Origin of the sequence: Rhizobium sp. BK316 (assembly GCF_014193695.1) — a bacterium.
In the GTDB taxonomy this organism is placed as follows: domain Bacteria; phylum Pseudomonadota; class Alphaproteobacteria; order Rhizobiales; family Rhizobiaceae; genus Rhizobium.
In genome coordinates, this window is sequence record NZ_JACHZR010000004.1 from 777,174 (window position 1) to 801,907 (window position 24,734).

General features: G+C 59.4%; 26 protein-coding genes and 2 pseudogenes. 19 read left to right on the forward strand and 9 right to left on the reverse strand.

Translation table 11 applies throughout. The annotated features are described in order from the left end of the window. Positions 1 to 82 precede the first annotated feature (82 nt). On the reverse strand, positions 83 to 742 hold the full coding sequence (locus FHT87_RS22700) for a peroxiredoxin (RefSeq protein ID WP_183729848.1): 660 nt from the start codon (positions 740 to 742) through the stop codon (positions 83 to 85). 277 nt (positions 743 to 1,019) lie between these two features. Here FHT87_RS22700 and FHT87_RS22705 point away from each other — a divergent pair, with 277 nt between their 5' ends. Continuing rightward, positions 1,020 to 1,817 (forward strand): creatininase family protein, encoded by a 798-nt coding sequence (locus tag FHT87_RS22705; RefSeq protein ID WP_183729851.1) that lies wholly within the window; start codon positions 1,020 to 1,022, stop codon positions 1,815 to 1,817. On the opposite strand, the gene FHT87_RS22710 is transcribed toward FHT87_RS22705, so the two are convergent. Next, positions 1,818 to 2,768, reverse strand: a complete 951-nt coding sequence (locus FHT87_RS22710) for a LysR family transcriptional regulator (protein ID WP_183729854.1) — start codon at positions 2,766 to 2,768, stop codon at positions 1,818 to 1,820. It abuts the gene before it with no gap. Between the two features lie 236 nt (positions 2,769 to 3,004). Here FHT87_RS22710 and FHT87_RS22715 point away from each other — a divergent pair, with 236 nt between their 5' ends. From FHT87_RS22715 to FHT87_RS22740, 6 genes are all read left to right on the forward strand, one after another. Beyond that, positions 3,005 to 3,967 (forward strand): ABC transporter substrate-binding protein, encoded by a 963-nt coding sequence (locus FHT87_RS22715; RefSeq protein WP_246698123.1) that lies wholly within the window; start codon positions 3,005 to 3,007, stop codon positions 3,965 to 3,967. Between the two features lie 66 nt (positions 3,968 to 4,033). Continuing rightward, positions 4,034 to 4,858 (forward strand): ABC transporter ATP-binding protein, encoded by an 825-nt coding sequence (locus FHT87_RS22720; protein WP_183729860.1) that lies wholly within the window; start codon positions 4,034 to 4,036, stop codon positions 4,856 to 4,858. Then, positions 4,858 to 5,703: an ABC transporter permease gene (locus FHT87_RS22725; protein WP_183729862.1), complete on the forward strand. Its 846-nt coding sequence runs from the start codon at positions 4,858 to 4,860 to the stop codon at positions 5,701 to 5,703. The genes FHT87_RS22720 and FHT87_RS22725 overlap by 1 nt, the downstream gene beginning before the upstream one ends. After that, the gene (locus tag FHT87_RS22730; protein WP_183804982.1) at positions 5,703 to 7,013 is read left to right on the forward strand and encodes a cytosine deaminase; all 1,311 of its coding nucleotides are present in this window, start codon (positions 5,703 to 5,705) and stop codon (positions 7,011 to 7,013) included. Before FHT87_RS22725 ends, FHT87_RS22730 begins: the two co-directional genes overlap by 1 nt. Position 7,014: 1 nt before the next feature. Beyond that, the gene (locus tag FHT87_RS22735) at positions 7,015 to 8,424 is read left to right on the forward strand and encodes an FAD-binding oxidoreductase (RefSeq protein WP_183729868.1); all 1,410 of its coding nucleotides are present in this window, start codon (positions 7,015 to 7,017) and stop codon (positions 8,422 to 8,424) included. Then, positions 8,421 to 9,002: an NAD(P)H-dependent oxidoreductase gene (locus FHT87_RS22740; RefSeq protein WP_183729870.1), complete on the forward strand. Its 582-nt coding sequence runs from the start codon at positions 8,421 to 8,423 to the stop codon at positions 9,000 to 9,002. Before FHT87_RS22735 ends, FHT87_RS22740 begins: the two co-directional genes overlap by 4 nt. A gap of 80 nt (positions 9,003 to 9,082) precedes the next feature. On the opposite strand, the gene FHT87_RS22745 is transcribed toward FHT87_RS22740, so the two are convergent. The 3 genes from FHT87_RS22745 to FHT87_RS22755 form a co-directional block, all read right to left on the reverse strand. After that, positions 9,083 to 9,472 carry a RidA family protein gene (locus tag FHT87_RS22745; protein ID WP_183729873.1) on the reverse strand — a complete coding sequence of 130 codons (390 nt, stop codon included), beginning with the start codon at positions 9,470 to 9,472 and terminating at the stop codon, positions 9,083 to 9,085. 76 nt (positions 9,473 to 9,548) lie between these two features. Further along, the gene (locus FHT87_RS22750) at positions 9,549 to 10,112 is read right to left on the reverse strand and encodes a methylated-DNA--[protein]-cysteine S-methyltransferase (protein WP_183730992.1); all 564 of its coding nucleotides are present in this window, start codon (positions 10,110 to 10,112) and stop codon (positions 9,549 to 9,551) included. A gap of 87 nt (positions 10,113 to 10,199) precedes the next feature. After that, positions 10,200 to 10,787 (reverse strand): alpha/beta fold hydrolase, encoded by a 588-nt coding sequence (locus tag FHT87_RS22755; RefSeq protein WP_183729876.1) that lies wholly within the window; start codon positions 10,785 to 10,787, stop codon positions 10,200 to 10,202. Positions 10,788 to 11,028: 241 nt separating this feature from the next. Here FHT87_RS22755 and FHT87_RS22760 point away from each other — a divergent pair, with 241 nt between their 5' ends. From FHT87_RS22760 to FHT87_RS22770, 3 genes and pseudogenes are all read left to right on the forward strand, one after another. After that, a complete protein-coding gene (locus FHT87_RS22760) occupies positions 11,029 to 11,352 on the forward strand; it encodes a hypothetical protein (protein WP_183729879.1) in 324 nt (107 codons plus the stop codon). A gap of 81 nt (positions 11,353 to 11,433) precedes the next feature. Next, positions 11,434 to 11,679, forward strand: a pseudogene (locus FHT87_RS22765) (DUF1365 family protein); the annotation flags it as partial. A 101-nt stretch (positions 11,680 to 11,780) separates the two neighbouring features. Continuing rightward, a complete protein-coding gene (locus FHT87_RS22770; protein ID WP_183804984.1) occupies positions 11,781 to 13,040 on the forward strand; it encodes a cyclopropane-fatty-acyl-phospholipid synthase family protein in 1,260 nt (419 codons plus the stop codon). On the opposite strand, the gene FHT87_RS22775 is transcribed toward FHT87_RS22770, so the two are convergent. Next, the gene (locus FHT87_RS22775; RefSeq protein WP_183804986.1) at positions 13,041 to 13,874 is read right to left on the reverse strand and encodes an SDR family NAD(P)-dependent oxidoreductase; all 834 of its coding nucleotides are present in this window, start codon (positions 13,872 to 13,874) and stop codon (positions 13,041 to 13,043) included. Between the two features lie 98 nt (positions 13,875 to 13,972). After that, positions 13,973 to 14,632 carry a ChrR family anti-sigma-E factor gene (locus FHT87_RS22780; RefSeq protein WP_183804988.1) on the reverse strand — a complete coding sequence of 220 codons (660 nt, stop codon included), beginning with the start codon at positions 14,630 to 14,632 and terminating at the stop codon, positions 13,973 to 13,975. 210 nt (positions 14,633 to 14,842) lie between these two features. Between FHT87_RS22780 and FHT87_RS22785 the strand changes: the two genes are divergently transcribed. The 5 genes from FHT87_RS22785 to FHT87_RS22805 all read left to right on the forward strand — a co-directional run bounded on the left by FHT87_RS22785 (position 14,843) and on the right by FHT87_RS22805 (position 18,709). Further along, positions 14,843 to 15,883, forward strand: coding sequence for a cysteine synthase A (locus tag FHT87_RS22785; protein ID WP_183804990.1), 1,041 nt, complete (start codon positions 14,843 to 14,845; stop codon positions 15,881 to 15,883). A 6-nt stretch (positions 15,884 to 15,889) separates the two neighbouring features. Beyond that, positions 15,890 to 16,627, forward strand: coding sequence for an alanyl-tRNA editing protein (locus FHT87_RS22790; protein WP_183804992.1), 738 nt, complete (start codon positions 15,890 to 15,892; stop codon positions 16,625 to 16,627). A 31-nt stretch (positions 16,628 to 16,658) separates the two neighbouring features. After that, positions 16,659 to 17,528 carry a 3-mercaptopyruvate sulfurtransferase gene (gene sseA, locus FHT87_RS22795; RefSeq protein WP_183804994.1) on the forward strand — a complete coding sequence of 290 codons (870 nt, stop codon included), beginning with the start codon at positions 16,659 to 16,661 and terminating at the stop codon, positions 17,526 to 17,528. 5 nt (positions 17,529 to 17,533) lie between these two features. Then, positions 17,534 to 18,094 carry a GNAT family N-acetyltransferase gene (locus tag FHT87_RS22800; protein ID WP_183804996.1) on the forward strand — a complete coding sequence of 187 codons (561 nt, stop codon included), beginning with the start codon at positions 17,534 to 17,536 and terminating at the stop codon, positions 18,092 to 18,094. Positions 18,095 to 18,199: 105 nt separating this feature from the next. Then, positions 18,200 to 18,709, forward strand: a complete 510-nt coding sequence (locus tag FHT87_RS22805) for a DUF1203 domain-containing protein (RefSeq protein WP_183805088.1) — start codon at positions 18,200 to 18,202, stop codon at positions 18,707 to 18,709. Between the two features lie 16 nt (positions 18,710 to 18,725). Here the strand turns inward: FHT87_RS22805 and ald are convergent, their stop codons facing one another. Then, the gene (gene ald, locus FHT87_RS22810; RefSeq protein ID WP_183804998.1) at positions 18,726 to 19,844 is read right to left on the reverse strand and encodes an alanine dehydrogenase; all 1,119 of its coding nucleotides are present in this window, start codon (positions 19,842 to 19,844) and stop codon (positions 18,726 to 18,728) included. Positions 19,845 to 20,002: 158 nt separating this feature from the next. On the opposite strand from ald, the gene FHT87_RS22815 reads away from it, so the two are divergent. The 4 genes and pseudogenes from FHT87_RS22815 (at position 20,003) to FHT87_RS22830 (ending at position 23,951) form a co-directional block, all read left to right on the forward strand. Next, positions 20,003 to 20,464 carry an Lrp/AsnC family transcriptional regulator gene (locus FHT87_RS22815; RefSeq protein ID WP_183729908.1) on the forward strand — a complete coding sequence of 154 codons (462 nt, stop codon included), beginning with the start codon at positions 20,003 to 20,005 and terminating at the stop codon, positions 20,462 to 20,464. A gap of 70 nt (positions 20,465 to 20,534) precedes the next feature. Further along, positions 20,535 to 21,416 carry a DMT family transporter gene (locus FHT87_RS22820; RefSeq protein ID WP_183729911.1) on the forward strand — a complete coding sequence of 294 codons (882 nt, stop codon included), beginning with the start codon at positions 20,535 to 20,537 and terminating at the stop codon, positions 21,414 to 21,416. Positions 21,417 to 21,503: 87 nt separating this feature from the next. Next, positions 21,504 to 21,818: pseudogene (locus FHT87_RS22825) on the forward strand (PilZ domain-containing protein); the annotation flags it as partial. A 144-nt stretch (positions 21,819 to 21,962) separates the two neighbouring features. Beyond that, the gene (locus FHT87_RS22830) at positions 21,963 to 23,951 is read left to right on the forward strand and encodes a bifunctional 2',3'-cyclic-nucleotide 2'-phosphodiesterase/3'-nucleotidase (RefSeq protein ID WP_183805000.1); all 1,989 of its coding nucleotides are present in this window, start codon (positions 21,963 to 21,965) and stop codon (positions 23,949 to 23,951) included. 40 nt (positions 23,952 to 23,991) lie between these two features. Here FHT87_RS22830 and FHT87_RS22835 read toward each other — a convergent pair whose 3' ends face one another. Then, a complete protein-coding gene (locus tag FHT87_RS22835) occupies positions 23,992 to 24,549 on the reverse strand; it encodes a DUF2087 domain-containing protein (protein WP_183729917.1) in 558 nt (185 codons plus the stop codon). Positions 24,550 to 24,734 lie beyond the last annotated feature (185 nt).

Here is a 24,734-nt window from a genome sequence, read left to right on the forward strand (position 1 = left end):
CAGAGGCAGGCTCAGTCACCGAAAACAAAGACGCCCCGGAAACCGGGGCGTCTTTTTGATTCGATCGAAATCCGCGGCGAACTTACGCCGAAGGCTGCTTGGTCTTCCTGAGATAGGGCAGAACCGTATCGAAGGAGCCGAAGCGGGCAATCGCGTCTTCGTTGGAAACGGCAGCAGTGATGATGACGTCGTCGCCCTGGTTCCAGTTGGCTGGGGTTGCGACCTGATGCTTGGCGGTCAGCTGGATGGAATCGATGGCGCGCAGGATCTCGTTGAAATTGCGGCCCGTCGTCATCGGGTAAGTGAGGATCAGTTTGATCTTCTTGTCCGGGCCGATAACGAAGACCGAGCGCACGGTGGCGTTATCGGCGGGCGTGCGGCCTTCGGAGCTCTCGCCGGCGCCGGCGGGCAGCATGTCGTAGAGCTTGGCGACCTTGAGGTCCTTGTCGCCGATCAGCGGATATTCGACATCGAAGCCGGTCGCCGTCCTGATGTCATTTTTCCATTTGGCGTGGCTTTCGACGGGATCGACGGAGATACCGATGATCTTGACGCCGCGCTTCTTAAATTCGCCTTCGAGGCCGGCCATCGTGCCAAGCTCGGTCGTGCAGACCGGCGTGAAGTTCTTGGGATGCGAGAAGAGGACGGCCCAGCCATTGCCGATCCAGTCATGGAACTTGATGGGACCCTGGGTGGTGTCGGCGGTGAAATCGGGAGCAATATCGTTAATACGTAAGCTCATGGTCGGCCCTCCTGTTGCCAATCGTTTATCTTGAACACTTGCAGACGTGCCCGCATGCTGGTGACTATCTACAGACTTGTGCCGAGCGCGGTCAAACCAAAGCCTTCCGCGAAAAGGGCGGCGGCGGAATATTATTTCCCGCAGGCAACGATGGCGTGACATCGAGCTAAGATATGATGCGCTCAAAAAGGCAGCGGCGCGCGCGCAAATCGATGCTTTTCGCATGCCGCAATATTCCCTACTCACTGTCAAGGACTGACAAAGAGGGAAAGCGGCGATGGCGACACCATTCTACTGGAATGAACTGAACACTTATGATTTTGCCGCTCTCTCTGCCGAAACGACCATCGCCATCCTGCCGATCGCCTCGACGGAGCAACACGGTCCGCATCTGCCCGTCGCAACCGATGTGGCGATCGCCAACGGCATGCTGGCGGAACTGCGCCGGCAACGGCCCGATGACCTCGATATCCTCGTCCTGCCGACACAGGAAATCGGCAAGGCCAACGAGCATGTCTACGGTCCAGGCACGCTTTCCCTCAGCGCCGAGCTGCTGATCCCCGTCTGGACGGCGATCGGCGCGAAGGTGGCGGAAGCCGGCCTGCGCAAGCTCGTGATCGTCAATTCGCATGGCGGCAATGTCGATATCATGAGCATCGTCGCCCGCGAGCTCAGGGTACGCTACCAGATGGCCGTCGTTTCCACCCAATGGGGCCGGTTCGGCAATCCCGAGGGCATGATCAGCGAGCACGAAACGCGTTACGGCATTCATGGCGGCGAAGTGGAGACATCGCTGATGCTGCATTTCCGACCGGATCTGGTGCGGATGGAAAAGGCTGAGAATTTCATATCAAAGGCCGAATGGATGCGCGCGCAATCGCGCTATATCCAGCCGCTGCCACCGCATTCACTTGCCTGGATCGCCCACGATCTCAATCCGAATGGCGTGGTCGGCGATGCCTCGAAGGGCACAGCCGAAAAGGGCGACGCGATCTGCCGCCATCAGGTGAAGGGCTTCATAGAGCTGCTCTACGACCTGAAGCGCTATCCGCTCTCCAACCTCTATTCGCAGTAATTACGCAACGACAGGCCGCTCCAGCGGGATGTGTCCCTTGGCCTGCAACTCCTGAACGAGGCCCGCAAGCTCGGCCAGCAGATATTCGACGAAAAGGCTGGTCGCGGAATCGAGCGGCGCGCGGGCACGCGCGAAAAGCTTCATCGGCTGATGGCGGCTGTGCGGCTCGGCAAGAGGGCGGAACACCAGCTCGCCCTGGCGGCATTCGGTAATGACATCGAGCGGGTTCAGCATGGAGAGCCCTGCCCCACATTTGACCAGTTTCTTCAGCATTTCCGATGCATTGGTTTCCAGAACCGGCTCGACAGGGATATCGAGCCTGGCCATTGCGAGGTTGATGACCTCACGCAGGCTGGTACCTTGCTGCGCAAGCACCAGCCGTTCCTGCACGACGTCGGCAAGGCTGATCGGTCCGGGTCCGATCAAGGGATGGCCAGGCGGCAGGATGACGCCGATCGGGATATCGAAATTTCCGAGCGTGCGGATGCCGGGTGTGGCCGGAATATTGAAGCCCAGGCCGATATCCACCTCACCCGACAGCACCGGATTGACCGTCATCGTCCCGGCATCGTTGCGCAGTTGAATGAAGACGCGCGGATGCTCGGACTGGAAGCGGGTGATGATCTCCGGCAATGGACCTGAGGCAAGACCGACAGTCGTCACCAACCTGACCTTGCCGGCCTGCTGCATCTTGAGGCTTTTGATACGCCCCTCCAGCCGCTCGTAGTTCTTCAGAACCTCACGGATATGTTCGATGCAGAGCTCGCCGGCGGCCGTCAGCCGAAGCCCCCTCGGTAGGCGCTCGAAGAGCGGAGCGCCCATTTCCTCCTCCAGCGCCAATATCTGCCGGTTGATCGCCGAAGAGGCAACGTTGAGGCGCGCTGCGGCCTTTCGGATCGAGCCCGTGCGGGCAATCTCGTTGATGTAGAGAAGCTTTCTGGAGTGCAGCATTGCGACCTCATTGCATCGTTTTTGAGCACAGCGCCCAATTCAGGCACAGAATCCAGTGGGATGCCAAAAAGGCATCACTGCGCACGAATTTTGCTGCTTTTCAAAGAGCGAAGCAATCGCTCAAATGAAGAAAATCGGGGGTCGAAAACGAGCTTCCAAGGCACCAGAAGGGGAATGCCGCCATGTCCAACAGATTGAAAACATCCGTATTTTCTGCAGTTCTTGGGCTTGGCGGCATGTTTGCCGCCAGCGTACCCGGCTATGCGCTCGACAAGGTCAGCTATGGCACCAACTGGCTGGCGCAGGCCGAGCATGGCGGCTTCTACCAGGCGGTCGCCGACGGAACTTATGCCAAATACGGCCTCGACGTTTCCATCGTGCAGGGCGGGCCGAACGCCGCCAACAATGCGCTGCTGATATCAGGCAAGATCGATTTCTACATGGGCGGACCGCAGGGTGAAATCTCCGCTGTCGAGCAGGGCATTCCGCTCGTCGATGTCGCCGCGATCTTTCAGAAGGATCCGCAGATCCTGATCGCTCATCCCGATGTCGGCGTCGATAAGTTCGAGGACCTTGCCAAGCTGAAGGCGCTGTTCCTCAGCAAGGACGGTTACCTCACCTATTTCGAGTGGATGAAGGCAAACTTTCCAGGTTTCAAGGACGAGCAGTACAAGCCTTACAACTTCAACCCAGGTCCCTTCCTTGCCGATAAGCAATCTGCCCAGCAGGGTTATCTGACCTCCGAGCCCTACGAAATCCAGAAGCAGACCGGCTGGGAACCGAAGGTCTTCCTGCTCGCCGATAACGGCTACTCGCCTTATTCGACGATGATCACGACGACGCAGCAGATGATCGATAGCAAGCCGGACGTAGTGCAGCGCTTCGTCGATGCCTCGATCGAGGGCTGGTACAACTATCTCTACGGCGACAACAGCAAGGCCAACGAGCTGATCAAGAAGGACAATCCCGAAATGACGGATGGCCAGATCGCTTATTCGATCGCCAAGATGAAGGAATACGGCATCATCGAATCCGGTGATGGCCTGGACAAGGGCATCGGCTGCATCACGGACGCCCACTACAAGAAGTTCTTCGACGAAATGGTGGCGATCAAGGTCTTCAAGACCGACACCGACTACACCAAGGCCTTTACGACGAAATTCGTCTGCAAGAGCGTCGGTGTATCACTGAAGAAATAGCCTCCCAAGGCAGGCTCGTCGCTCTCAGGCGGCGGGCCGCATCCCCTTCGATAAAAGAGCGAGAGAATGTCCCTAGCCGAAACCAAGGCGGCGCCTTCGAAGGAAATACGCAAGCGGCCGCTGGTCGTCATGCAGTCCGTCTCGAAGGTTTTTTCCAGCGGCACGATCGCGCTTTCGGGCATGTCCCTGACAGTCGAAAGCGGCGAGTTCATCAGCCTTCTCGGTCCTTCCGGCTGCGGCAAATCCACGGCCCTGCGCATCATCGCCGGCCTTGGCGACGCCACGGCGGGCAAGATCGACTGGCCAAGTTCGCGCATCAATTCGAAGGGCCTGCCAGAAGGCGATATCGGCTTCGTCTTCCAGGAGCCGACGCTGATGCCGTGGAAGACCGTTTTCGGCAATGTCTATCTGCCGCTGAAATTGCGCGGCGTTTCCAAGGCGGAGGCGAGCGACCGGATCATGCAAGCGCTCGCGACTGTCGGCCTGCATGATTTCGCCGATGCCTATCCGCGCGAACTCTCCGGCGGCATGAAGATGCGTGTGTCGATCGCCCGCGCCTTGGTGACCAAACCGAAACTGCTGCTGATGGACGAGCCTTTTGCCGCTCTGGACGAGATTACCCGCCAAAAGCTCAATGACGACGTTTTGCGGTTGTGGAAGGCGACCGGCATCACGGTGATTTTCGTCACGCATTCCGTCTTTGAGTCTGCCTACCTTTCCAATCGGATCGTGGTGATGAAGGCGCGGCCGGGCCGCGTCCATGCCGATATTCCGCTGACCACGAGCGTCGATCGTGATGCGCACTACCGAACTTCCGAGGAATACCGGCGGGCCTGCGAGACCGTTTCCTATTCGCTGATTGGCGCGATCAACGCAGCAAAGGAAGACTGATGAGCATAGAGACAGTCGAAAACTCCCTGCCGGCCATGTCCAATCCGCTCAATGCGAAGCGCCGGGATCTGGCGCTCCGCATTAGCGTGCCTTTTCTCGCCATCATCGTGCTGATTGCGATCTGGGCGACCTATGTCAAGGTTTCGGGCGTGCCGCCCTATATCCTTCCGAGCCCATTTGCGGTTGCCGGAGCGCTCGTCAGCGATTGGGGCACGCTTTCGCCGGCGCTCTGGGTTACGACCAAGATCACTTTCATGTCACTGGCGCTCGCGCTGATCGGCGGCGTCGGTTTTGCGGTCTTCCTAGTGCAGTCGCGCTGGATCGAGATCGCCTTCTATCCGCTCGCCGTCATCCTGCAGGTCACGCCGATCGTGGCGATCTCGCCACTGATCCTGATCTATGCGCCGTCCACGCAGGTGGCGTTGCTGATCTGCGCTTTTCTCGTCGCTTTCTTTCCGATCCTGTCGAACATGGTACAGGGATTGAAGAGCGTCGACCACAACCTCATCAATCTCTTCGAGCTCTACGGCGCCTCGCGCTGGCAGACGCTGCTTTATTTGAAGTTGCCCGCAGCCCAGCCCTATTTCATGACCGGGCTTCGCATCGGCGGCGGTCTGGCCCTGATTGCGGCAGTTGTGGCCGAGTTTGCAGCCGGTTCGGCAGGTGCGGGCTCCGGCCTCGCCTTCCGGCTCCTTGAAGCACAATATCGCATGAACATTCCCCGCCTATTCGCCGCGCTCTTCATGCTGTCGATGCTCGGGGTCGCAATCTTTGCCATTACCTCCTTCATTTCATGGCTCAGCCTGCATCGCTGGCATGAGAGCAGCCTGAAGCGGGAAAATTGATGACCTATTCTTTCATGTCTCCTCCCAATGCGGGCCGCTTCGTGCTTGCCAATGCGACGCTTCCGGCCGTTGCGACAGGCTATGCGGCGGCAGCAGCCGAGGGGCTCGTCAAAGCTGACATCGTGATTGCGGACGGCTTAATTGCAGCGATCCTGCCGCCGGGCACGGCTTCGGCGGAGTTCGCCAAATCCGATATGAAAGAGGGTATGGTCTGGCCTTGCTTTGCCGATATCCACACACATCTGGACAAGGGCCATATCTGGCCGCGCAAACCCAATCCGGATGGAACCTTCATGGGTGCGCTGGAAGCCGTAGGCAGAGACCGGGAGGCAAACTGGTCGACAGCCGATGTGCGCAAGCGCATGGAATTCTCGCTGCGTTCGGCCTATGCACATGGCACCGGGCTGATCCGCACGCATCTGGATTCGCTTGCCCCGCAACACCGCATTTCCTTTGAGGTCTTTGCCGAAATACGCGACGAGTGGAAGGACAAGATCGCCCTGCAGGCGGTTGCCCTTTTCCCGCTCGACAATATGGTCGACGAAGGTTTCTTCGCCGATCTCGTCGCCGTCGTCAAAGACAAGGGCGGCCTGCTCGGCGGTGTCACCAAGATGGGACCATTGCTCGACTGGCAGCTCGATACGCTTCTGCGCGCGGCAGCAAAGAACGGACTCGATGTCGATCTGCATGTCGACGAGACCGACGATCCGGGCGTGGAGACATTGAAGGCGATCGCCGAAGCCGTCCTGCGCAACCGGTTCGAGGGGAAGGTGACGGCAGGTCATTGCTGCTCGCTTGCTCGGCAGGATGACGATACGGCGCAGCGGACGGTGGAACTGGTCCACCAGGCGGGGATTTCGATCATCTCGCTGCCGATGTGCAACATGTATCTGCAGGATCGCTATCCGGACCGAACGCCACGCTGGCGCGGGATTACGCTCTTCAAGGAACTGGCGGCTGCCGGTGTCGAGACGGCAGTCGCCTCCGACAATACCCGCGATCCCTTCTATGCCTATGGCGATCTCGATCCGGTCGAGGTATTCCGCGAGGCAGTGCGCATCCTGCATCTCGATCATCCGCTCGACAACGCGGCGCGTGTCGTCACGACGTCACCGGCCAGGATTGCCGGCAGGCCGCAGATGAGCCGTATTGCCGTCGGCAATCCCGCCGATCTCGTGCTCTTCAGCGCCCGGCGCTGGAGCGAATTCCTTTCCCGTCCGCAGTCTGACCGCGTCGTGCTTCGCCGCGGCAAGGTGATCGACCGCAGCCTGCCGGATTACCGTGAACTCGATAGCGTCGTTGGAGGCTGACATGGCCGATTTTCAGAAGATCAAAAGAGAACTCGAAGGCATCGCGATCGAGGACAATCCGGCGCTCGTTCGCCAGAAGAGCCGGGATTTCTACTGGTATTCGCCGATCCTGAAGGCGCAGCTCGACAATGTGACGGCCGATATCGTCGTCACACCAAAGAACGAGGCCGAGGTCATCCAGACGCTGAAGGTCGCTTATGCCCATGGCGTCCCAGTGACCCCGCGCGGAGGCGGCACCGGCAATTACGGCCAGGCCATGCCGCTTTCCGGCGGCATCATCCTGAACCTTGCCGCCATGGACAAGATCAAGGAGATCCATCCCGGTCGCGTCATCTGCGAACCCGGTATCGTGATCGCCCAGCTCGACAAGCAGACCAAGGCGCATTCCGGCCAGGAATTGCGCTTCCACCCCTCGACCGCCCAGATGGCGACGGTCGGCGGTTTCATTGCCGGCGGTTCTGGCGGCGTCGGTTCGATCACCTGGGGCGGATTGCGCGACCTTGGCAATATCCTACGCCTGCGCGTCGTGACCATGGAGGCGGAGCCCCGGGTGCTCGATCTCACTGGCTGGGACCTGCAGAAAGTCAGCCACGCCTATGGCACCAACGGCATCATTACGGAAATCGAAATGCCGCTCGCACCCGCCTATGACTGGGTGGACGTTCTCGTCGGCTATGACGACTTCATGGATGCGGTGCGTTTCTCCGATGCGCTGGCGAAGTGCAACGGCATTCTCGTCAAGGAAATCGCGCCGATCGCCGCTCCCATCCCGCATGACTATTTCACCCGGCACAAGCCCTATATCCGTCAGGGCCAGTCGATTGTCGTGCTGATGATCGCGCCGCATTCCATGGATGCCTTCCTTGCGTTTACTGCAGCTCAGAAGGGTGAGATCATGTTCCGCTCCGACAAGGTCGAGAGCATGCGCGGCATTCCGCATGCCTATGAGCTTGCCTGGAACCATACGACGCTGCGTGCGCTCAAGGTCGATCCGACATTCACCTATCTGCAGGTGCAGTATCCGGGGCCGGATCATGTCGCCAAGGTGCGGAAAATGGTCGAGATTTTCGGCGACGAGGTGCCGGGTCATCTCGAATTCATCAGGTTCGACGGGCAGATCCAGTGCTCGGGCCTGCCGCTGGTACGCTACACGACAGAGGAACGGCTGGAAGAAATCATCAAGATCCACCAGGACCACGGCTGCCCAATCTTCAATCCGCACCGCTATACGCTGGAAGAAGGCGGCATGAAGCGCACCGACAAGGTACAGCTCGCCTTCAAGCATGAGACCGACCCGAAGGGGTTGCTCAACCCCGGCAAGATGATCGCCTGGGAGAATCCCAATTTCGACTTCAACGCCGGCAAGAATTACCTCTTCCCCGGTCTTGCGGCCGTCATGGAGGCCTCATGAGGGTTCTCGTCATCCACTCGCACCCGGTCGAGGAAAGCTACGGCAAAGCGCTCTACAGGCAGACCCTGGAGAGCCTCGCCAGGGCCGGGCATGAGGTGGACGCCTGCGATCTCTATGCCGAAAAATTCGATCCCGTTCTCTCCCAGCATGACCGGCTGGTCTATCACGACTATCCGGAGAATACGTCTCTGGTAAAACCCTATGTCGACAGACTGAGGCAGGCCGAGGCGCTGGTCATCTGCACACCGGTGTGGAACTTCGGTTTCCCGGCCATCCTCAAGGGTTATTTCGATCGAGTCTGGCTTCCCGGCGTCTCCTTCGAACTCGTGGACGGCAAGGTTGAATCGCGCCTCCGCCATATCAAAAAGCTCGGAGCGGTGCTGACCTATGGCGCGACACCTTTCCGTGCCTTTGTCGCCGGCAATCCCCCGAAAAAGATCGTGAAACGGGTTCTGCGGGCGCAGATCAACCCGCTCAAACCGGTCACCTTTCTCGCCCATTACGACATGAACAACTGCACGCCGGAAACGCGGGCAGCATTTCTCGCCAAGGTGCAGACCGCGATGGAACGCTTCTAGAGAATTTCCGTTTATCTCCGAACCACGGAAATGCTCTATCTCTTTGTTTTCACGCAGAGCTTGCGATCAAGCCGTAGAGGTCAAACGACCTTTGCGGCCGTGACTTCTACTTCGACCAGAAATTCAGGCCGGGTAAAACCGCTGACGATGATGAGCGTCGAAACAGGTTTTGGGTCGAGCGTGAACCGGTCGCGCACCGCCATATAGGCAGGGAAATCTTCCCGCTTCGTCACGAAGCCGGAAATGCGGATGACATCGGCAAAGCTCATCTCGGCCTCGGCAAGGATCGCCTTGATCGCTTCGAAGCAGAGCTCGGCCTGTGCCGTCACATCGTCAGGGATTTTTTCATCGAGGCTGATGCCGAGCTGACCGGACGTGACCAGCAGGGACGCGCCCGGCGGCACGAGGAGGCCGTGATTGTAATTTCCAAAGGGGCGGCGGACAGATGGCGGATTGAAAATCTTCTTCATGAAAAAACCTCGCTACAGACAGAGATTTATAGCGAGGTTTCTCAACACATTCCAAGCACTTGCTTGCACTACGCCCTCAAAAATCCAGCGATTGTTGAGCCGGCGCAGGCGGGCCGACCTGCACGCCTTCGAGCTCCAGCATGCGAAGCTTGGAGGTCGAACCGCCGGGTGCGGAAAAACCTCCAATCTTGCCGCCTGCGGCAAGCACGCGATGGCAGGGGATGATGAGCGCGACTGGGTTCTTTGCCATCGCCTGCCCCACATCCCGTGCTGCTTCCGGCCCTGCTCCGAGCTCCCTGGCAAGCGTGCCATAAGTCGTCGTATGGCCCCAACCGATGCGGCGCGCGGCGGCATAGATATCGCGGAAAAATGCGTCTTGACCGTCGAGATCGACAGGCACGCTGGAGAAGTCGATTTCCTCACCTTCGAAATAGCGCTTCACAGCGGCAACCGCCTCCTGAATCAGTGGCGTCGGTGCGCCCGGTTCAGCAACCGTCAAACGGCGCAACAGCAGGCGTTCGGTCGACTCGGCGCTCTTCGTCGGCAGCTGGAACCGCGTCACGCCGGCGTCGCTCCAGGCAATGCCACAAAAGCCGCCAGCGGTTTCGAAGATCAGATATTGATGCACTTTCTGAGCCATGGTGAAGCCCTCACGTCCGTTGGTCATTAGAATCGTACCGCGGAAGCTTAAGTTCAACCCGTTTCTTGCGCATGCCCCGATAAAGCGTCAGGCCGATGCGGCGGTTGCCGCAAACGTGGATATCTGCGGTCTCTTTGCCTTCGCCTTGCCTTTTACCGCATCGAACAATGCGTAGCCGCCGGTCCAGCGGCCGAAACCGCTGGCAATGTTGATATGGCCTGCGAGACCGATATTGCGGACCTCGGTTTTCCAGAGGCGGGTGTAGAAGCTCAAACGGTCGAGCGACATGTACTTGTCGTCGAGGCTGCCGATGGTGAGGCTCGGAAACGGAAGCGGGTTTGTGGGCATGGGGCCGAAGGCGAGCGAACCGGGATGCAGTCGCTCCGTTGCGTGCAGATCACAAGGGGCGACCAGAAGTGCCCCCTTTACTCTATAAGCCAGGGGCCGGTCGGCGAGCCTTGCCGTCAGGATGCAGCCGAGGCTATGGGCAACGATATAGGCTTCTCCCGCCTCCAGCAGCGCCTGCTCCAGCCGCTCCATCCAGTGGTCCAGACGCGCGTGGTTCCAGTCGTCCTGTTCTATCAGCCGGCTCTGCGGCACATCATGGAGCCAATAGCGCTGCCAATGCCCCTCGTCAGAACCGAACAGACCCGGCACGATCAGGATTTTTGTCACTGTTATCTCCTGGGCTATCTCCTGGCGAATGCGCAGCAATCTGCTGCGACGCAGCTCAACCAAAATTATCTATTAAATTTATAGACTAAAGAAACAAAGCTCCAAAACCCACGCGAGGGCTGGAAAATCCATCGCATAAGTCATTGTCGCCGCAACCGCTCCGATCAAATTTCGGAACAAGGAGTTCGCTGAGGGGTTAGGGGAATGTCACCAAAGATGAAAATCGAAGGAGGATAGCCCTATGCGTAAATCCCTTATCGCCGCATCGCTGCTTGCCATCGGCATGGCGTCGTCGGCATTTGCCCAGTCCAATCCCGACAGCATAGGCCCGACCAATGGCGGTTCCACGGACCCAAATTCGGGCAATTACTCGTCCGACTATACGAGTGACAGCAACGGCATTCATCCGGTTCCCGCAAGTCCGGTAGACCCGACCACAACGCAGAGCATCGGTGGCCAGGCAATCGAATGCCCGGGAATGCCGCAGCAGCGCACGGGCATCGATACGCGCGGCGGTGAAAGCGGCGCTTCGATCAGTGAGGCATGCCGCGAATATGACAATTGATCGGGCAAAGACCCATTCGTTGAGAGAGGCCGGCTTGACCGGCCTTTTTCATGCCCGCCTGCTGAAACTGTTGATCCGATTGCCTCTATCCGCTGGCGCATACTTGAGACCGATGCAGAGGGGCCGCTTCTTGCAGCCACATTCAGCGGCCGGCAAAAGCCGCTGACGGGCTGGACGCTCGGCTATCTTCTTGCGGCCATTCCCTTCTTGACCGTCAAGATCATGGCTGGAATTCACTGGGAGGCTCTGAAACTCTGGCTGAAAGGCGCCGTCTATATTCGCCGGCCACCGCCTCCGCCGCCCGTCAGCGTGAAGCCCCCCAAGCCGGCTTGCAGAAGCTGCGGAATGAATCTAGCGTTCGCCTCGATCGCCGGAGGAGAGGCGCAGGCGTCGTCCCCAACCGGCCAGAAAATGCGGGAGGACGGAGGATGAGCAAAACACAAGACTGGAACCAAACTGCCCGGGATGCCGTGACATTGACGGCAGAGAACGTCTCGCGCATCGTCAAAGGCCTGCCTTTCAAGGCCAAGCTTGCGCTGCGGGGGCTGCTGCGCATGCAGCATGGTTCGCTTGCCGTCACCCTGCCCGACGGGCGCAGGGTGTTCATCAAGGGAAGGATCGCCGGACCGAACGCAGCGCTCACGCTCCGGAATTGGAACCTTCCAGACCGGGCTCTGACCAGCGGCACGATCGGTGTCGCCGAAACCTATATGGATGGCGACTGGGACAGCCCCGACATCACTGCCTTCCTCGAGCTTTTCCTCGTCAATGGCGAGGCCGCGCATAGCTATTCGCATGGCAAGGGCGGTGTCGGCCGCCTCGTCGAGCGCATCCGCCACTGGATGAACGCCAACACCAGAATAGGCTCGAAGCGCAACATCTCGGCTCATTACGACCTCGGCAACGACTTCTACAAGCAATGGCTCGATCCGAGCATGACCTATTCCTCGGCGCTCTATTCGACCGGCGCCAATGACCTGCAGTCGGCGCAGAATGCCAAATATCGCGCGTTGGCGGAGGCAACCGGCATCAAGCCCGGCGATCACGTGCTGGAAATCGGCTGCGGCTGGGGCGGCTTTGCCGAGTTCGCGGCGGGCGATTTGAACTGCCGGGTGACGGGGCTGACCATCAGCCGCGAGCAGCTTGCCTTCGCGCAGGCGCGCATCAGCAAGGCGGGGCTCAGCGACAAGGTCGATTTCCGCTTCCAGGACTATCGCGATGAAACCGGAGTCTACGATCGCATCGTCTCAATCGAGATGTTCGAGGCTGTTGGCGAGAAATATTGGCCGGCTTATTTCTCCAAGCTGAAACAGTGCCTGAAGCCGGGCGGCAAGGCTGGGCTGCAGATCATCACCATCCGTCCTGAAGCCTTCGAGCAATATCGCTGCAATCCGGATTTCATCCAGAAATACGTCTTTCCCGGCGGCATGCTGCCGACCCGTCACCATCTCGCCGAACTCGGCAAGAAGATGGACCTGTCACTGGTGAGAGACTTTGGCTTCGGCCTTGATTATGCCCGTACGCTGGCGGAATGGCGCGAGCGCTTCTGGTCCGTCTGGCACAAGCTCAGGCCAATGGGTTTCGACGACCGGTTCAAGCGGCTCTGGGAATTCTACCTCTTCTATTGCGAGGCAGGCTTTCGTGCCCGCAACATCGATGTGCGGCAGGTGGTCTTTTCGCGGCCTTGATCACTCGGCCGGATGCGGCGTCACCGGGCGGCGACCGGAGTTGGCAGGCCGCTCGCCCCAACCGGTGAAGCGATTCACCAGTGCGAAATAGAGACCGTAAGGCAAGATCCGCAGGAACTTCAGCACATAGGTGAAGCGCTTCGGGAAGGTGATCTCGAACGCCTGCGACTTGAGACCCGCCGCAATGCGCTCTGCCGCCGTCTCGGGCGAAACCAGTGCCGGCATGGGAAAGGCATTCTTGCGCGTTGCCGGCGTATCGACGAAACCCGGATTGATGAGCTGGATGCGGATACCAATCTTGTCGAGATCGAATTTCAGGCTTTCGGCCATGTTGATCAGGGCAGCCTTGGTCGCGCCGTAGGCGGCGCTGGTCGGCAATCCCGTGTAACCCGTGACCGAGGAAACGATGGCGATCTGGCCCTGCCCCTTCGTCTTCATGTGGCGGATCGCCGGCAGCAGGCAATTGACGACGCCTGAGAGGTTGACGGCAAAAGTCTTCTCGAAATCGGCTCTGTTCAGATCCTCGCCGTGGACGGGCTGATAGACGCCTGCACACAGGATCGCCATGGCGAGCGCACCGTGCTCATATTCGATCGAGGCCATGACATGTTCCATGTCTTCGGCATCGGCCACATCGCCATCGAGAACGATGATGCTGCCAGCCAATCCGGCCGCCTCGAGCTGCAATTCCACCAGTTTTTCGTGATTGCGGGCGGTGACGGCGACCCTGTATCCCTCGTCTGCGAGCTTCAGCGCCAGCGCTCGGCCTATTCCGGAGCTCGCACCGGAAATCCAGACGATACCATGTTCTGGACGGGCGATGAAATTACGCATGACACTTCCTCCGGTCTGCCGATTTGAACACGAACACAGGCCCGGAAGCTCCTCATCTCCCCCGGGACCATGGCTCTATCACAGCATTATGGCTGCTTTCAGCCGATGAGGTCACCAATGATCTGCCGGAAGGAGCCGGTGAGCTTGATCGGGCCGTCAGAAACGGCAAAGGCGATGCAGGGCCGGTCCTTTTCGGCGACGGGGCGATGGTCGACAGTGGCATCCGCAACCGAGATATCTCCCGGCCCGAAACGACCGCGCTCGTCGCGGAAAGCGCCATCGAGGATGAGGATCAGTTCCATGCCCGCATGCGTATGGGCAGGCAGCACACGACCCGGCCGTATCCACATCAGACTGACCTCGCAGCCGTCGATATCGGTCGCATATTCCTTGAAGCCCGGAAGACGCTTGCGCCACGGCACGTCATCGATTTCGAAACCGATGAGGTTGCGCAAGGCGCGCGGGAAAAGAGCACCCTGCGGACGTGACGGGAGCTTCGGAGGGGAAGCAGGAGCCTTCGAGCCGAAGATTGCCGCAAGCTTCGCATCGCGGTCGCTGATCGGACTTGCTGGCGTGCTCTCCAGAGCTTCTCCAGCCAGCCGTTCGAGGTCAGCCACCAGGCCACGATTGTCCGGCTTCATTTCGAGATGGGATTCCACGAGTGCGCGGGCCGGCTCCGGAAGGGAGCCGGCGACATAGTGCGCCATCAATGCATCGATCGTGTCGATATGCTCGTGAACCATGTCAGATTCGGTCACGCCTTGTTCCTGCGCCCGTGCTTGCTTTGTCGTCATCCATACGCCGAAAGTCAATCTTCGGATCACTGCTTGCCCGGGCTGGACGAAAGGCTGGAAATGGAAGACTAATTTTGTCGCGGGCCTAGAAGGCATGGAATAGGATTTCTTGCCAATGCCGCCTTGTGAAGGGAAAAGACCGTTCCTAAACTATGCGTAAACGAGGCAGATTCCATGACCTTCCACCCCTCCGTAATCGAGGCTATCGGCAATACGCCCCTCATCAAACTCAAGGGTGTGTCCGAGGCGACCGGCTGCACCATTCTCGGCAAGGCCGAATTCCTGAACCCCGGACAGTCGGTGAAGGACCGAGCGGCGCTCTACATTATCCGTGATGCCGAGAAGAAGGGACTGCTCAAGCCCGGCGGCGTCATCGTCGAGGGCACGGCGGGCAATACCGGCATCGGCCTGACGGTCGTCGCCAAGGCGCTCGGCTATCGCACCGTGATCGTCATCCCGGAAACGCAGAGCCAGGAAAAGAAGGATGCCCTGCGGCTGCTCGGCGCGGAGCTCGTGGAAGTTCCGGCCGTTCCCTACAAGAACCCGAACAATTATGTGAAGGTTTCGGGCCGCCTTGCCGAGCAGCTTGCCAAGAGCGAGCCGAACGGCGCGATCTGGGCTAACCAGTTCGACAACGTCGCGAACCGCCAGGCCCATATCGAAACCACGGCACCCGAGATCTGGAGAGACACCGACGGCAAGGTCGACGGTTTCATCTGCTCGGTCGGCTCGGGCGGCACGCTTGCCGGCGTGGCGGCAGGTCTTAAGGGTTTCAACAAGGATATCAAGATCGGCATTGCCGATCCCGAGGGTGCGGCGCTCTACGAATTCTACAAGAATGGCGCGCTGAAATCCGAGGGCTCTTCGATAACAGAAGGCATCGGCCAGGGACGCATTACCGCCAATCTCGAAGGCTTCACGCCGGACTTTTCCTATCGCGTCACCGATGCCGAGGCGCTTCCCTACCTCTTCGATCTCGTCGAGAACGAAGGCCTTTGCCTTGGTGGTTCGACGGCAATCAACATTGCCGGTGCGGCTCGCCTCGCCAGGGATCTCGGCCCCGGCCACACGATCGTGACAATCCTCTGCGACTATGGCAACCGCTATCAGTCCAAGCTCTTCAATCCGGATTTCCTGTCATCCAAGGGTCTTCCCATTCCCGAATGGATGGTCGGCTCGACGGATATCAAAATACCCTACGAACCTGCAGCGTGAGCCCCAATGCCAGTCAATGCCCTCTACCGTGACGACTTCTATCTCTCCACATGCGAAGCGGTCGTCACGGCCGTTCACGAGGACGGGGGCATTGAGCTGGACCAGACCTGCTTCTATGCAACATCGGGCGGGCAGCCGGGCGATACCGGCTTCTTCGAACGGGTCGACGGCTCCAAGGTAGAGCTTGGCCAGGCAAAACACGGCGCGACCAAGGACATCGTCATCCATATGCCGCTGGAAGGCCAGGCGCGGCCCGAAATCGGCGAGAAGCTGGTGCTACACATTGACTGGCCGCGCCGCTACAGACTGATGCGCATGCACACGGCCTGCCATCTCCTGTCCGTCGTCTGTTCCTATCCGATCACGGGGGCGGCCGTCGGCGAGGAAGAAAGCCGCGTCGACTTCGACATGACCGACACGATCGACAAGGACGATGTGACGGCCAAGCTGATGGACCTCGTCAACCAGAACCATCCGGTCTATCTTCAGTGGATTACGGATGAAGAGCTCGCCGCCAATCCCGGTATCGTTAAATCGAAGAATGTGCGTCCTCCAATCGGCCTTGGCCGCGTCAGCCTCGTCTGCATCGGCGAGAATTCCGCCATCGATAGCCAGCCCTGCGGCGGCACGCATGTTTCGGAAACACAAGAAGTCGGCCAAATTCATATTGCCAAGATCGAGAAGAAAGGCAAAGAGAACCGGCGTTTCCGCATTCGCTTCGGCACGCCCGGCAACGAAGCCTGATAGCCGAATCCTGATATCTGGGGAGATCATCATGAGCGACACCAAAAGCCGTTTCGTCGTCTCAGCCGACTGGCTGCAGGCTGAACTCGGCAAGCCGGACCTGCGCGTCCTCGACGCATCCTTCTATCTTCCGGCGCAGAAGCGTGACGCCGATGCGGAATATGCCGCCGGCCATATTCCCGGCGCGATCCGCTTCGACCAGGACAAGATCGCCGATCACTCGACGAACCTGCCCCACACGATCCCCTCGCCCGATTATTTCGCGGCGGAAGCCGGCAAGCTCGGCATCAGCGAGAATGATCGCATCATCGTCTATGACGGCATCGGCATGTTCGCCTCGCCGCGTGTCTGGTGGCTGTTCCGGGTGATGGGCGCAAAGAACGTTTTCGTGCTCGACGGCGGATTGGACGGCTGGAAGGCCGAAGGACGAGCGCTCGAAACCGAAGTGCCACGCTATGCACCGGCGACCTTCAAGACGAATTACGACGCCAGCCGCGTCGTCCACCTCGATCAGATGCGCGATATCGTTTCGAGTGCGGCCCTGCAGATCGCCGATGCCCGCAGCGCTGGCCGTTTCGCAGCCAGCGAGCCGGAACCGCGTGCCGGCATGCGCTCCGGCCATATGCCCGGTGCCCGCAGCCTGCCTTCAGGCATCTTCGCCAATCAAGGTCGCTTCAAATCGCTGCCGGAACTGAAGCAGACGATCGAGGATGCCGGTATCGACCTTTCCAAGCCAGTTGTCACCTCCTGCGGATCGGGCATTACCGCTGCCATCATCACGCTGGCGCTGGAATCGCTGGGGCATACCGACAATAAACTCTATGACGGTTCCTGGAGCGAATGGGGCAGCCGTGAGGACACGCCCGTCGTCACAGGCCCACCCGAACCGGTCAAAGCCTGACGCCCATGGGAAAGACGCCCGCCTCGCTCAAGGCCCATATCACGCGGCTTGAAATGGTTGCGCCGCCGAAGGCAAGCCTGCCTGTGCCCGTCAACATCCAGACGGCAATCATGCGCGCGCCTGGCATTCCGCTCGCCTTCTATCGCTATCTCTACCGTCAGGTCGGCGCACGCTGGCAGTGGGTCGACCGGTTGCGGATGAGCGACGAGGAACTAGCAGCTACACTCCATGACAAGCGCAACAATATCAGCGTGCTCTATGTCAACGGCGCACCAGCCGGCTTCTACGAGTATCTTTGCGAGGACGAGGATACGATCGAGCTTTCCCATTTCGGGCTCTTCGAGCACGCGCTCGGCCTCGGCATCGGCAAATGGTTCCTGCTTCAGGCGCTCTACGCCATCTGGACGCTGAATCCGAAGAAGGTCACGACGACGACCAACAATCTCGACCATCCGCGCGCATTGCAGCTCTATCAAATGTTCGGCTTCTCTCCCGTTTCCACGGGGACCGGGATCGTCAGGCCACTGAGCGACAAGGAATTGCTGGAACTAGCCAGAAGAAGCTGATTGCGTCGCACCCGAACCTAGGCCTTGCCGATTTCAGGCAAGAATCGGGTGGCTTGGCTGAGCTTCAGCGCAGACATTATGGCAAAGCTCACGAGGAGATTTGCCATGACCAACATTCAGTTTTCCGCTATGCTGACAAGAGATGCAGAAGCGCTGTGGAGCGGCGGCCGCGACGCCTACGATCGTTTACCGGAGACAATGATTTCCGATGGTCCGGGCCATCCCTGCCGTCACTGCCTGCGGAATATCGGCGCTGGAGAAGAACTGCTCGTCTTCGCCTATCGGCCCTTTCCGGAACTGCAGCCCTATGCCGAGACTGGGCCGATCTTCCTGCATAAACAGCCCTGCCAGCGCTATTTTGCCGACGAGATTCTACCTCCCGTCCTGACCACGAGCCCGGATTTCATCGTCCGCGGTTATGGCGAGAACGACAGGATCGTTTATGGCACCGGAGCGGTCACGCCCATCGAGAAAATTCCTGCTTATGCGGCCGAATTGCTCACGCGGTCGGGCATTGCCTATGTGCATGTGCGCTCGGCGCGCAACAATTGTTATCAATGTCGCATCGACAAAGTAGAGACGCCGGCCTTTGCGGAAGCCGGCGCCCTAGCCTGATCTTGAGTCAGTTGCTTTACGCTACGTTCAGCGCGCTTTCCGGGGCGACAGCTTCATAACCGAGCGCCTCGGCAACCGGCTTGTTGGTGATGCGCCCCCGATGGACGTTCAGGCCGTTGCGCAGGTGCTTGTCCTCGGCAATGGCGCGCAGGCCGCGATCGGCGAGCGCCAGACCGTGGACGAGCGTGGCATTGTTCAGCGCGTGAGCAGAGGTGACCGGAACGGCACCCGGCATGTTGGCGACGCAATAGTGCACGACGCCGTCGACGACATAGGTCGGCTCGGAATGCGTCGTTGCATGCGAGGTTTCGAAGCAGCCGCCTTGGTCGATGGCAACGTCGACGATGACCGAGCCCTTCTTCATGCCCGATAGCATTTCGCGGGTAACGAGCTTCGGCGCGGCAGCACCGGGGATCAGCACCGCACCGATGACGAGATCGGCTGAGAAGACCTCTTCTTCCAGCGCCTGAATGCTGGAATAGCGCGTATGGATTCGACCATTGAAGATGTCGTCGAGCTGGCGCAGGCGCGGCAGTGACTTGTCGAGAATGCTGACATCGGCGCCGAGACCGGCAGCCATCTTGGCCGCATGCAGGCCGACGACACCGCCGCCAATGATGGCAACCTTGGCCGGCAGAACGCCGGGCACGCCACCGAGCAGGATGCCGAGGCCGCCATTGGCCTTCTGCAGTGCGGTGGCGCCGGCCTGAATCGAAAGACGGCCGGCGACTTCGGACATCGGCGCAAGCAGCGGCAGACCGCCGCGATCGTCGGTTACCGTCTCATAGGCGATGGCCGTGACGCCGGAGGCGAGCAGGCCCTTGGTCTGTTCCGGATCGGGCGCAAGATGCAAGTAGGTGTAAAGAAGCTGGCCGCCGCGGAGCTGCACCCATTCCGAGGGCTGGGGCTCCTTGACCTTGACGATCATGTCGCACTTTTCGAAGATATCCTTGGCAGAGGCGGCGATCTTCGCGCCAGCAGCCACATAGGCGGCATCATCGGCACCGATGCCGGCACCCGCCTTCGTTTCCACCCAGACCTCATGGCCGTGGGCGACATATTCCCTCACAGAAGCCGGCGTCAGACCGACGCGATATTCATGGTTCTTGATTTCCTTCGGGCAACCGACACGCATTCGCGTTCCTCTCATTCTATGTCCGCATTCCGCGGAGCGTTTTCTTACCCCTAAATCCAAGCACCACGGCCACGAAATGTCCTTGCAAAGAGGATTTGCCTTGATGCGAAGTTTCGAAGATTATTGCGTCACTCCTCCATTTTTCGAAAGTTCTTCGAATGTCCGACCTCGATAATATCGATCTTGCGATTCTGAAGGCGTTGCAGATCAATGCGCGTATCACCAATGCGGAGCTTGCCAACAAGGTGGGACTGTCGCCTTCCGCCTGTTCTCGGCGGCTCGACATTCTCGAAAAGAGTGGCGTTATCGGCGGCTATCATGCGCGGGTTTCGCATAAGGCGCTCGACTACAAGATGATCGCCATCGTGCATATCTCGCTGTCCGGCCAGTTCGCCAAGACGCTGTCGGAATTCGAGGCGGCAGTGAAGCGCTGTCCGAACGTGCTCGTCTGCTACCTGATGTCCGGCGAGTACGACTATATCCTGCGGGTCGCCGCACGTGACCTCGAAGATTATGAGCGCATCCATCGCGACTGGCTTTCGGCGCTGCCGCATGTGGTGAAGATCAACTCCAGCTTTGCGCTCCGCGAAATCATCGACAGGCCGAATGTCGGCTTCTGAGCCCTTGCAAAGCGAGTGAAACCCTGCCCTAGCTTGGCTCTGCGGGCATCTTCCGCTTCAACGGCAAGACATGAAATCCAAGACCCACGGCTATATCTTCCTGCTTCTCGCGCTCACCATCTTTTCAGCGCAGGACGCAATCTCGAAACATCTTGGTTCAACCTATTCGCCCATCTTCGTGACAATGGTGCGCTATTGGGCTTTCGGTCTGTTCACCGTGATCCTGGCCGCAAGGATGCGCGGCGGCATCGCTGCCACCGCCTGCACGAAACATCCCTTTCTTCAGTTCTCGCGCGGTGTTCTGCTTGCCACGCAGGTGGTGCTGGCAATCACCTGCTTTGCGCTGATCGGCCTTGCGCATTCGCAGGCGATCTTTGCCGCCACCCCGATCATCGTCGCACTGCTTGCCATTCCGCTTCTCGGCGAGAAGGTCGGCTGGCGCCGCTGGACCGCGATCGGTGTCGGGCTTCTCGGCGTGCTGCTGATCCTGAAGCCGGAAGGCGGATTTTTCGATGTGAATCTGCTTCTCGCGGTCGTTTCCTGCTTCAACTTCGCGCTTTATGTGATCGCCACGCGTTACGTGAGCCGGCAGGATTCGGCGATGACGAGCTTCTTCTATACGGGTGTCGTCGGAGCCGCCGTCATGACGCTTGCCGGGCCTTTTTACTGGGCGCCGGTCCATGGATGGGACTGGATGTGGATGCTTGCGGTTTGCCTGACCGGCACGTCGAGCCATTATTTCCTGATCCGCGCCTATGACGCTCTCGATGCGGCCGCGGTCCAGCCGCTCACCTACATCCAGCTCGTCTACGCCTCCATCCTCGGGGTGCTGATCTACGGGGAAACGCTGACGCTGAACATGATCGTCGGCTCGCTCATCGTGGTCGCGGCGGGTATCTTCACAGTCTGGCGCGAACATGTCGTGGCGCGGCGGGCGGCCGTGCGGAATTGAGACTTTCGGCGCAATTTTAGACAAGCCTCTAAAGGCATTTCAATCTTCCGCGCCTATGCTTTTCCCGAATTCTTCAGGGGGACAAGCATGACACGTAATCTCAAGATCACTGCCCGGAAGGCTGACCGCAAGAACTGCCGCGTCTTCGGCAAGATCCGCTATATGAACAGCCAGGTGGATGCCCGCATCCTCGATCTTTCCGCCACGGGAGCAGCGCTCGAGGTCAAGGCGCCGCTCTACGCGGCCTCCGGCAGCAAAGTACGCATCGAAGCCGAGGATCTCGGCCTGCTCGACGGCGTCATCCGCTGGAAACACAATGGCCGCGTCGGCATCCAGTTCGACGTGAATTCCAATGCGCGTGCGCTCATTGCCTCCTATTTCCGCTTCTTCCATCGCGACGTGCCGCGCGTTCGCTAAGGTTTTTCAAAACGATGCCGCCTTTGCAGCATCGTTGTTGCTCTTCTGTCATTTTCGCGATGTACTCCTTCGCCAATCATCCTAAGTTCAGCGAACCGGGTGATGCATGATGTCAAAAGGAGTGTTGCCGTGTCTTCCATTTTCGATGTGCCTACGATGAGCCGCCGTTCCCTGCTCGGCGGTCTCGCCGCCACTTCCGCTCTCGTGCTGCTGCACCCATTCAGCGCCCGCGCTGCCGCAAACCAGGCGCATCTGCGGCTGATGGAAACGACCGACATCCATGTCAACGTCCTCCCCTATGACTATTATGCCGACAAGCCGAACGACACGATGGGCCTGTCACGTACGGCAACCATCATCGACACAATCCGGGCAGAAGCCGTCAACTCGCTGCTGATCGACAATGGCGATGTGCTGCAGGGCAATCCGATGGGCGACTATATGGCCTATCAGCACGGCATGAAGGACGGCGATATCCATCCGGTCATCAAGGGGATGAACACGCTCGGCTACACCGTCGGCACGCTCGGTAACCACGAGTTCAACTATGGCCTGGACTTCATGTTCAAGGTGCTGAACGGCGCGAACTTCCCCTTCGTCTGCGCCAACCTGACCAAGGGCCAGCTCGCCTCCGACCCGAAGCAGGACGAGTTGTTCTTCAAGCCCTACATTATCGTCGAAAAGCAGATCAAGGATGGCTCCGGCAATGAAAGCCCGGTCAAGATCGGCTTTATCGGCTTCGTGCCGCCGCAGATCATGCTGTGGGATGTCAAGAATCTCGAAGGCAAGGCGCAGACCCGCGATATCGTCCAGGCGGCCAAGGCCTGGGTGCCGGCCATGAAGGAAGCCGGCGCCGACATCGTCATCGCCCTTTCCCATTCCGGCATCGACGGTTCCGCCCCGTCCGAAAAGATGGAAAATGCCTCGCTCCACCTCGCTGCCGTCGAGGGCATCGATGCGATCTTCACCGGTCACCAGCATCTTGTCTTCCCCGGTCCGAAGAGCTGGGATGGCATAAGCAATGCCGATCCGGTCAAGGGCACGCTGCATGGCAAGCCCGCCGTCATGGCAGGCTTCTGGGGTTCGCATCTCGGCCTGATCGACCTCCTGCTGGAAAAAGACGGCAACAGCTGGAAGATCGTCGACTTCACCTCCGAGGCGCGGCCGATCTACCATCGCGACGACAAGAAGAAAGTCGTTGCCGATGTTGCCGACAAGAAGGAAGTCGTCGAGGCAGCCAAGGCAGAGCATGAGGCAACGCTTGCCTATGTCCGCACGCCTGTCGGCAAGACCTCCGCGCCGCTTTATTCCTACTTTGCGCTCGTCGCCGACGATCCGTCGGTACAGATCGTTTCACAGGCGCAGACCTGGTATATCAAGCAGATGCTGGCGGATACGCAGTTCAAGGATCTGCCCGTTCTCTCCGCGGCAGCCCCCTTCAAGGCCGGCGGTCGCGGCGGTGCGGACTACTATACGGATGTTCCAGCCGGCGATATCGCCATCAAGAACGTCGCCGACCTCTATCTCTATCCGAATACGGTTCAGGCCGTCGCCATCACCGGCGCGCAGGTGAAGGAGTGGCTGGAGATGTCCGCCGGCATGTTCAACCATATCGAACCCGGCGCGAAGGACGCGGTCCTCCTCAACAAGGACTTTCCGTCCTACAATTTCGACATCATCGACGGTGTGAACTATCAGATCGACCTGTCGCAGCCGCCGAAATATGATTCGTCGGGCAAGGCCATCAATCCGGACGCCAATCGAATCCAGAACTTGGCCTTCGAGGGCAAGCCGATCGATCCGGCGCAGAAATTTGTGGTCGTCTCCAACAACTACCGTGCAGGCGGCGGCGGCAACTTCCCGGACATCGCCTCCGATAAGGTGATCTTCCAGGCGCCGGATACCAACCGCGACGTCATCGTCCGCTATGTCCATGATCAGGGCACGATCAACCCGTCCGCCGACGGCAACTGGACCTTCAAGCCGCTGCCCGGCACGACCGTCGTGTTCGAAAGCGGCCCGAAGGCCAAGCAGTACCTTGCCGACGTCAAGAGCGTGAAGATCGAGGATGCCGGCGAAGGCGCCGAGGGCTTCACAAAATTCAGACTGATTCTCTAAAGCCGCAGGGGCGCGGTTTCTTCAACCGCGCCCTTTTCGCTCAAGCAGTTTCCGCCTCAGCTTCGATGCGACGAACAAGCAAGCCGAGTTCGGCCGGCGGCTTCTTTTCGATCCTGCGATATTGCCTGCCATCCCGGGTGCGGTGGACAAGCCCGAAATCGAAAAGCTCGCGGCGCAGCAGTGCGGCATCGCCGAAGAGGTGCAGGCGGCTCAGCAAATCGCTGATTTCGCGTTCCGTCAGTTCCGTATCCGCCGGTATTTTCGACCACAGGAACCACAAGCAAAGTTCCTGCAGCCCCCTCCTGCCCGGCCAGCGGATCAATTGCCCGTTGCCATCGAAATGGCGCGATGCCTTCAGCACGCGGTCTTCATTCGGCAAAGGCTCGGGATCCAGCTTCAGGCTCCAGTCCTTCAGGACCGCAGCGGACTGCGCCACGCTGCGGAAATGCTGGTAGTTGCGATAACCCGCCGCGCGGGTCAGCAGGTTGAGCATCTCGACATGGCTCGGATTGTCAGCGAGCGCTTCGATCTGCTTGCGGAGAGATTTGGCGAAAGCCGAAAGATCGGCGATTTCCATTGGAAAGATAGATCTGGTCACGTCTTATCCTCAACGCGCCGTTCCCTGAAAAAGGTGTCGGTGGTCGCCGGCTTTCGACTTCGGCACAGGACAAGTGCTGATCATCTCTCTGGAGCAGGTTTAGCTTCCCTTGCGGGACGGCGACGCCTCGGTGAACTGCAGACCGTAACGCCGTTATAGCAAAGGCCGGAAACCCGTCAACCGTG